This is a genomic window from Cryobacterium sp. MLB-32 (assembly GCF_000738085.1).
Taxonomy (GTDB): domain Bacteria; phylum Actinomycetota; class Actinomycetes; order Actinomycetales; family Microbacteriaceae; genus Cryobacterium.
Window position 1 is genome coordinate 1 of the sequence record NZ_JPRS01000127.1, and the last position, 7,136, is coordinate 7,136.

The following is a 7,136-nucleotide window of genomic DNA, read 5'->3' on the forward strand; positions in this document are numbered from 1 at the left end:
AGACGGTGCCGGGGGTCCGGCGCGTGGCGTTGGCGTCGGCGGCGCTGGCGGCCGCGGTGCGGGCATCCGTCACCGTGCCGGTGGCCGCGGTCATCGTCGTGCCGGCTCTGCCCACCGACATTCGCCACAACTCCAAGATCGATCGTTCGCTGCTGTCGCGCTGGGCGGCCGGAATTCTATCCGGCGGGCGGATGACGCAGCCGTGAAGGTGCTGGTGACCGGAGCGAGCGGTTTTCTGGGCCGGGCCGTGGCCGCCGAGATCGTGTCGGCCGGACACGACGTGCGCACGTTCCAGCGCAGGCCCTCCGGTGTTCTCGGGGCTCAGGATGTGTGTGGATCGCTCACCTCGTCCTCCGACGTGGCACATGCCGTCAGCGGCATGGACGCGGTCGTGCACCTCGCGGCCAAGGTGTCGCTGGCCGGCGATCCCGCGGAATTCGAGGCCGTGAACGTGGGAGGCACCCGCGAGCTGCTCGCCGCGGCGACGGATGCCGGCGTGGCCCGGCTCGTGTATGTGTCGTCGCCCTCGGTGGCGCACGCCGGAGCGTCCATCATGGGTACGGGCGCGCTGACCGCCGATCCCCAGAGGGCGCGCGGCGACTATGCGCGCACGAAGGCGCGAGCCGAACTCCTCGCCCTCGCCGCCGACTCCGCCGCGCTGCGCGTCGTTGCCGTGCGCCCGCACCTCGTCTGGGCCCCGGCGACACGCAACTCATCGGCCGGATCGTGGACCGTGCCCGCGCCGGTCGGCTGCCGTTACTGGGACACGGTGCTGCGCTCATCGACACGACCTACGTCGACAATGCGGCCTCGGCCATCCACTCGGCCCTCAACCGCGTCGATGCGGTGCACGGCCGGTCCTACGTGATCACCAACGGCGAACCTCGGCCCGTGGCGGAGCTGCTCGTGGGAATCTGTGCGGCCGCGGGAGTGCGCGCGCCGGCGTGGCGCGTTCCGGCGACGCTCGCCCGGGGCGCGGGAACGCTGATCGAGGCCGCGTGGCGGGTGCGACCGGGTGCGGACGAACCGCCGATGACGCACTTTTTGGCCGAGCAACTGTCGACCGCGCACTGGTTCGACCAGCGAGCCACACGAACCGAACTGCAGTGGACGCCGGCCGTCACCCTCGACGAGGGTTTCGCTCGCTTGGCCGCCTCCTACCGCCCGAGCCACTAGAGAGCCGGACCGCGCCGGCCGGGGAGCTGGACCGAGCCGGCCAGAGCGCTAGCTCCAACCAGCCAGAGCGCTAGCTCGAGGGGTCGGAACGGGCAAGCGCGCCGAGGGACTGGGTGACCAGGCCGAGCGCCTCGTCCGGGTCGATGCCGAGCTTCTCGATACGCGCGGCAAAGGCAATGGCGGCTTCCTGCGCGTGCCGATGCGCCGCGTCCCCGTTCGCGGCGATGAAGGAGCCCATCCGCCCGCGCGTCTCGATCAGGTCGTCGCGTTCGAGCTCGCGGTAGGCGCGGGCCACAGTGTTGGTGGCGATACCGAGCTGGGTGGCCAGCGCTCGAACCGTGGGCAGGCGCGTTCCGGGGGGCAGGGCGCCCGAGCGCACAGACTCAATGATCTGGGTGCGGATCTGTTCAAAGGGCGGCGCGGCCGCCGTGGAATCGATGCTGACGATGGACTCGGGCACGACATCTCCTTGCGCTGCAGTCTGTGTAGTGCTGTGTTGGTCATTGTGGCAAGTTGCGGGCGTCGTGGCAAGCGGTCGAGCGGCCTGTCTTGCAGAATCCTTGACTCGTGCGCCGACCGGAAGTGCGTAGTGTCGAAGCATGACCATCGTCGAGACCCTCACGGGCCTGCTGCCCACCCTGCTCGGCGTGGTGGTGCTGATGATCGTCGCGTCGCTGGTGCTGCGCGGCTACCGCACGCGGCATCCGTTTGCGCCGCCGCTCGCGCTGCTGCGCGGGGCCCTGCAGCTGGCCGCGATCAGCCTGATCTTGAGCGGCATCATCAACGATCCCCTCTGGGTGGGTGTGGGGCTGCTCGTGATGTTCGGGGCGGCGGTCTCCACCGTCACCCGGCGAATCGGCATGAGCGGCCAGCACTTTCTCTGGGTGGCCACCGCGATGGGACTCGGCGTAGCGGTCACGCTCGGCATCATCTTCGTGTCCGGCGCGATTGAATTCTCGCCGCGGTATGTGCTGGCGATCGGGGGAATCGTGATCGGCAACGCAATGTCGATCGCCACGCTCTCCGGCCGGCGATTCCGCGAGGCCGTGACCGAGCACTGGGAAGAGGTCGAAGGCTGGCTGGCTCTGGGAGCCACACCCCGGCAGTCGACGAGGGAGCTCGCGCAGCGCGCCGTGTACTTCGCGATGATCCCGTCGACCGACCAGACCAAGACCACCGGGCTCGTCACGCTCCCCGGGGCATTCGTGGGTGCCATCTTCGGCGGGGCATCGCCGCTGGAGGCCGGGCGCTTTCAGATCGTCGTGCTCGCCGGCATCCTCTGCGCGGGGTCGATCGCTGCGGTCACGCTGTTGTACCTGCTCTCACCCCTGCGGCAGAAGCCCGTCAACGCCCTGGTCTGAGACGCGAATCGCCGGCGCTAGTCGCTGGCACGGTGGATCAGGCGGGAGAGCACGATCGCACTGCGCGTGTGGTCCACATTCGGTGCCAGCCGCACCTTTTCCAGGGCGATTTCGAGCGCCGAGATGTCGCGCGCCCGAATGTGCACCATGGCATCGGCGCTGCCCGTCACGGTTCCGGCGTCGACCACCTCCGGCACGCCGGACAGGATGCGCAGCAGCTCTTCCGGGGCCACTGTGCCGCGGCAGAACAACTCGACGTAGGCTTCGGTGCTCATGCCGTCGACGGCGGGGTCGACCTGGATGGTGAAGCCGCGAATCACGCGGTCGGAGACCAGGCGGTCCACGCGCCGTTTCACCGCGGATGCCGACAGGCCGATGACGGAGCCGATGTCGCCGTAACCTGCCCGGGCATTCTGGCGGAGCAGGTCGAGAATGCTGCGATCAAGGTTGTCCATTTCGCCAGTGTAGGCGTATTTATTGCGCGAGAGCGGCTATTCGCGCGGATTACGTGCGCGATTCGGCGTGCAACGTTGATTCGGGCTGTGTGACACTAGAAGAGGCGTCCCGCGTGCGGTCCCTGACCGTGCCGGGCTCTCGTGAGTGACCTGGTCCGCCATCCATGACACGCTCCGCCGGTTCGCTGCGCGGAGCCGATATGAGGAGTCAGACCATGACAATCGACACCGCGTCCACACACACCGCGTCCACCGATACCGCGTCCACCCCCGCCGTCCCGGTGCGCACGCCCGTAACGCGCACCGTCCTGATGTGCAAGCCCGAGTTCTTCACCGTGGTCTACCGGATCAATCCGTGGATGGACCCCGCGCTGCCCACCGACACCACGCTGGCCGTGGCGCAGTGGCAGACGCTCTATGACACCTACGTGGGCCTCGGCTACGAGGTTCACCTCATCGACCCGATCGACGGCCTCCCCGACATGGTCTATGCGGCCAACGGCGGGTTCGTCATCGACAACCAGGCCTACGGCGCGAAGTTCACCCACGTGCAGCGCCAGGCCGAAGGCCCTGCCTACATGGACTGGTTCGGGGCCAACGGCTTCGACGTGCGCGTACCCGTCGAGACGAACGAGGGCGAGGGCGATTTCCTGCTCGTCGGCGACGTGATCCTGGCCGGAACCGGCTTCCGCAGCGATTCCGACAGCCACGCCGAACTCGCGGAGATCGCCGGCCGCCCGGTGATCACGCTCAACCTGATAAACCCGAGCTTCTACCACCTCGACACCGCCATCGCGAAGCTCGACGAGACGAACATCGCCTATCTGCCGAGCGCCTTCGATGAGCCGAGCCTCGCGATCCTGCGCGAACGCTACCCGGACGCCATCATTGCCACAGAGGAAGACGCCGCCATCCTCGGCCTGAACTCCTACTCTGACGGCTACAACGTGGTCATCGCAGCGCGCGCGAAGGACTTCGAACGCGAGCTGCGTGCACGCGGCTACAACCCGATCGGCGTCGACCTTTCCGAGCTGCTGCTCGGCGGCGGCGGCGTCAAGTGCTGCACCCTCGAACTGCGCCGCTGACCCGGGACACCGAGACCCGAGACACCGATACCTGAGACACCGATACCCGACACACCGAGACCCGAGTGAGGACATGATGACGACCCTGACGCCCCGGCATGCACACCCCGACGTGGCGGGGGCGGCATCCGTCGGCACGGCATCCGCTGTGACAGCCGCCGGCGCTATCGCCCTCGAAACCGCGCACGCGGCCCACAACTATCACCCGCTCGAGGTGGTTGTGGCTTCCGGCGACGGTGCGTGGGTGACGGATGTCGACGGGCGTCGGTACCTCGACTGCCTCGCCGCGTACTCAGCGGTGAACTTCGGGCACTCAAACCCTGTGCTGCTCGATGCCGCCCGGGCGCAGCTCGGCCGGATCACGCTCACGAGCCGGGCGTTCTACAACGATCAGCTCGGGTCGTTCGTCACCGCGCTCGCCGAGTTGTGCGGAAAAGACATGGTGCTGCCCATGAACACCGGCGCCGAGGCGGTCGAGTCCGGCATCAAGGTGGCCCGTGCCTGGGGCTACCGGGTGAAGGGCGTTGCGGCGGACCAGGCCAACATCATTGTGGCGGCCGGCAACTTCCACGGCCGCACGACCACCATCATCAGCTTCTCCGACGACGAGTCAGCGCGCAGCGGGTTCGGGCCGTTTACGCCGGGCTTCCGCATCGTGCCGTTCGGTGATGCGGCCGCGCTCGAGGCGGCCATCGACGAGAACACCGTCGCCGTGTTGCTCGAGCCCATCCAGGGTGAGGCCGGAATCATCGTGCCGCCGGCCGACTACCTGCCGAGCGTGCGCGAGATCACCCAGCGGCACAATGTGTTGTTCATCGCCGACGAGATCCAGTCCGGACTCGGCCGCACCGGAGCCACGTTCGCGTGCGATCTGGTGGGTGTCGTGCCCGACCTGTACCTGCTTGGCAAGGCACTGGGCGGCGGCATCGTGCCGGTGTCGGCGGTGGTCGGCAACGCCGACATCCTCGGCGTGCTGAAGCCCGGTGAGCACGGTTCGACCTTCGGCGGCAATCCACTGGCCGCCGCCGTGGGCCTCGCGGTGGTGCAGATGCTCGCGACGGGTGAATACCAGGAGCGGGCCCGTGACCTCGGTACTCGCCTGCACACCGGGCTGACCGAACTCATCGGCCACGGCGTGGTGGGGCTGCGCGGTGCCGGGCTGTGGGCCGGAATCGACATCGACCCGAAGCTCGCCCCCGGCCGCGCCGTGTGCGAGGCGCTGATGGCTCGCGGTGTGCTCGCTAAAGATACCCACGGCTCCACCATCCGTCTTGCGCCGCCGATCGTGGTCTCCGCCGAAGACGTGGACTGGGCCGTGGAGCAGCTTCGCATCGTGCTCGAGGAACTCTCGGCGCACTGACCTCCGAGCGGGTGCGCTACTGCTCGACCTAGGCTGGGGACATGTACACCGACTTGCCCGAAGCCGACCTCCGCGCGTATCGCAGCACCCAGACCGACCCAGCCGACTTTGACGAGTTCTGGGCGGGCACGCTCGCGGAGACGCGGCGGCATCCGCTGGCCGTCAGGGTCACGCGGGTCGATGCGGGCATCAGCACGTTAGACGTCTTCGACGTGACCTTCGCCGGGTTTGGCGGACAGCCGATCAAGGCCTGGCTGCGCGTTCCCGCCGGGGCGACCGGGCCGCTGCCGACCATCGTGCAGTTTCACGGCTACGGACGCGGACGTGGGCAGGGCTTTGAAAACCTGCTGTGGGCATCCGCCGGCTACGCGCACGTCGACATGGACCTGCGCGGGCAGGGCTGGGGCGGCAGCACCGGCGACACCCCCGACGAGGGCGGCAGTGGACCGCAGGCTCCCGGGTTTCTCACCCGCGGGATTGAGTCGAAGGAAAACTACTACTACCGACGGCTCTACACGGACGCGGTGCGCGCGGTCGAGGCCGCCCGCAGCCTCGACGTCGTCGACGCCGACCGGGTGGGAGTGATGGGAACCAGCCAGGGCGGCGGCATCGCGCTCGCCGTGGCCGGGCTCGTGCCCGATGTGGCCGCGGTCGTGGCCCGCGTGCCGTTCCTGTGCGACTTCGCGCGGGCCTCCGTGGTCACCGACGCCATGCCGTACCGGGAACTCGGCGTGTACCTGGCCACCAACCGGCCGCGCACGCAGGCCGTGCACGACGTGCTCTCCTATTTTGACGGCGTGAACTTCGCCAAGCGGGCGGTCGCGCCGCTCACCGCCACCGCGGCGCTGATGGACCCGATCTGCCCGCCGTCGACCGTGTTCGGCGCGTTCAACAACTACACCGGGCCTAAGGAGATCACCGTGTGGCCGTACAACGGGCACGAGGGCGGGGCCTGGGAAGACGACGCGCTCGCGCTGCGGGCCTTCGGTTCGGCTCTGACCTGACCTGACCTGACCTGAGGGTTCTGGTACCACAGTGGTACCATCGTGCTATGGCCATGACAATCCGTCTCCCCGCCGAACTCGATTCGGCCTTGGAAGAGATCGCCCGGCAGCGCCACACCTCCAAGCACGCGCTCATCGTGGAGGCCGCCGGTCTCGCCGTGGAACGGTACGCGCGCCGCACTGAAATCGACGCCGGTTTGCAGTTTGTGATGAGCCACGATGCCGAGTTGCTCCAGCGCCTCGAAGACGCATGACTCGCTACCTGGGGATGGACGACGCCCTCCAGGTGACCGAGCGGTATGGGTTTTACGTGCGCGACTCCGGGCTGCTCGCCTCCGCCCTGGCGCGACCGTCCGCATCCATGTTCGGTCTGGATGCTTACGCCACGCTGGATCGCAAGGCCGCTGCCTTGCTCGAATCGCTCGTGCGGAACCATCCGATCGTTGACGGTAACAAGCGCACCGGATGGACCCTCATGGTGCTGTTCCTGTGGATCAACGGCTTCGCCCACAATTTCAGCACCGACGAGGGCTTCAACCTCGTCGTCGGTGTCGCGGAGGGCGGGATCGACCTCGACGAGTCCGAGCGTCGTATCGCGGCGCACCGCGTGCCGCGCACCTGATCCCGCACGGTCGCGCTGCGGTCGCGCTGCGGTCGCGCTGCTGAGGCGCTGCTGAGGCGCTGCTGGGGCGGGC

9 protein-coding genes and 1 pseudogene are annotated in these 7,136 nt (G+C 68.4%); 8 read left to right on the plus strand and 2 right to left on the minus strand.

Annotation, left to right across the window (positions count from 1 at the left end):
- Window positions 1-206: hypothetical protein (locus tag JF66_RS12615; protein WP_035878600.1), on the plus strand; the 206-nt coding region annotated here is incomplete at its 5' end.
- Window positions 203-1,176, plus strand: a pseudogene (locus JF66_RS12620) (NAD-dependent epimerase/dehydratase family protein). The gene JF66_RS12615 and the pseudogene JF66_RS12620, both read left to right, overlap by 4 nt.
- 70 nt (window positions 1,177-1,246) lie before the next feature.
- Here the strand turns inward: JF66_RS12620 and JF66_RS12625 are convergent.
- Window positions 1,247-1,636, minus strand: a complete 390-nt coding sequence (locus JF66_RS12625) for a GntR family transcriptional regulator (protein ID WP_231556410.1) — start codon at window positions 1,634-1,636, stop codon at window positions 1,247-1,249.
- Window positions 1,637-1,775: 139 nt separating this feature from the next.
- On the opposite strand from JF66_RS12625, the gene JF66_RS12630 reads away from it, so the two are divergent.
- The gene (locus tag JF66_RS12630; protein ID WP_035878602.1) at window positions 1,776-2,537 is read left to right on the plus strand and encodes an ABC transporter permease; all 762 of its coding nucleotides are present in this window, start codon (window positions 1,776-1,778) and stop codon (window positions 2,535-2,537) included.
- A gap of 17 nt (window positions 2,538-2,554) precedes the next feature.
- Here the strand turns inward: JF66_RS12630 and JF66_RS12635 are convergent, their stop codons facing one another.
- On the minus strand, window positions 2,555-2,992 hold the full coding sequence (locus JF66_RS12635; RefSeq protein ID WP_035878604.1) for an Lrp/AsnC family transcriptional regulator: 438 nt from the start codon (window positions 2,990-2,992) through the stop codon (window positions 2,555-2,557).
- A gap of 215 nt (window positions 2,993-3,207) precedes the next feature.
- Here JF66_RS12635 and ddaH point away from each other — a divergent pair, with 215 nt between their 5' ends.
- The 5 genes from ddaH (at window position 3,208) to JF66_RS12660 (ending at window position 7,063) form a co-directional block, all read left to right on the plus strand.
- A complete protein-coding gene (gene ddaH, locus JF66_RS12640) occupies window positions 3,208-4,077 on the plus strand; it encodes a dimethylargininase (RefSeq protein ID WP_051973503.1) in 870 nt (289 codons plus the stop codon).
- Window positions 4,078-4,150: 73 nt separating this feature from the next.
- The gene (gene rocD / locus JF66_RS12645) at window positions 4,151-5,437 is read left to right on the plus strand and encodes an ornithine--oxo-acid transaminase (RefSeq protein ID WP_081882370.1); all 1,287 of its coding nucleotides are present in this window, start codon (window positions 4,151-4,153) and stop codon (window positions 5,435-5,437) included.
- Window positions 5,438-5,478: 41 nt separating this feature from the next.
- Complete coding sequence (locus JF66_RS12650) at window positions 5,479-6,441, plus strand: acetylxylan esterase (RefSeq protein WP_035878608.1); 963 nt, start codon at window positions 5,479-5,481, stop codon at window positions 6,439-6,441.
- Window positions 6,442-6,488: 47 nt separating this feature from the next.
- Entirely contained in the window at window positions 6,489-6,695 is a 207-nt protein-coding gene (locus JF66_RS12655; protein WP_231556411.1) for a ribbon-helix-helix protein, CopG family, read from the plus strand.
- The gene (locus tag JF66_RS12660) at window positions 6,692-7,063 is read left to right on the plus strand and encodes a type II toxin-antitoxin system death-on-curing family toxin (RefSeq protein ID WP_035878611.1); all 372 of its coding nucleotides are present in this window, start codon (window positions 6,692-6,694) and stop codon (window positions 7,061-7,063) included. Before JF66_RS12655 ends, JF66_RS12660 begins: the two co-directional genes overlap by 4 nt.
- Window positions 7,064-7,136 lie beyond the last annotated feature (73 nt).

Bases quoted from the DNA above. Each gene is read 5' to 3' on its own strand.
- JF66_RS12630 (WP_035878602.1), top strand. From the start codon at position 1,776: ATGACCATCGTCGAGACCCTCACGGGCCTGCTGCCCACCCTGCTCGGC.
- JF66_RS12635 (WP_035878604.1), bottom strand. From the start codon at position 2,992: ATGGACAACCTTGATCGCAGCATTCTCGACCTGCTCCGCCAGAATGCC.
- ddaH (WP_051973503.1), top strand. From the start codon at position 3,208: ATGACAATCGACACCGCGTCCACACACACCGCGTCCACCGATACCGCG.
- rocD (WP_081882370.1), top strand. From the start codon at position 4,151: ATGATGACGACCCTGACGCCCCGGCATGCACACCCCGACGTGGCGGGG.
- JF66_RS12650 (WP_035878608.1), top strand. From the start codon at position 5,479: ATGTACACCGACTTGCCCGAAGCCGACCTCCGCGCGTATCGCAGCACC.
- JF66_RS12655 (WP_231556411.1), top strand. From the start codon at position 6,489: ATGGCCATGACAATCCGTCTCCCCGCCGAACTCGATTCGGCCTTGGAA.
- JF66_RS12660 (WP_035878611.1), top strand. From the start codon at position 6,692: ATGACTCGCTACCTGGGGATGGACGACGCCCTCCAGGTGACCGAGCGG.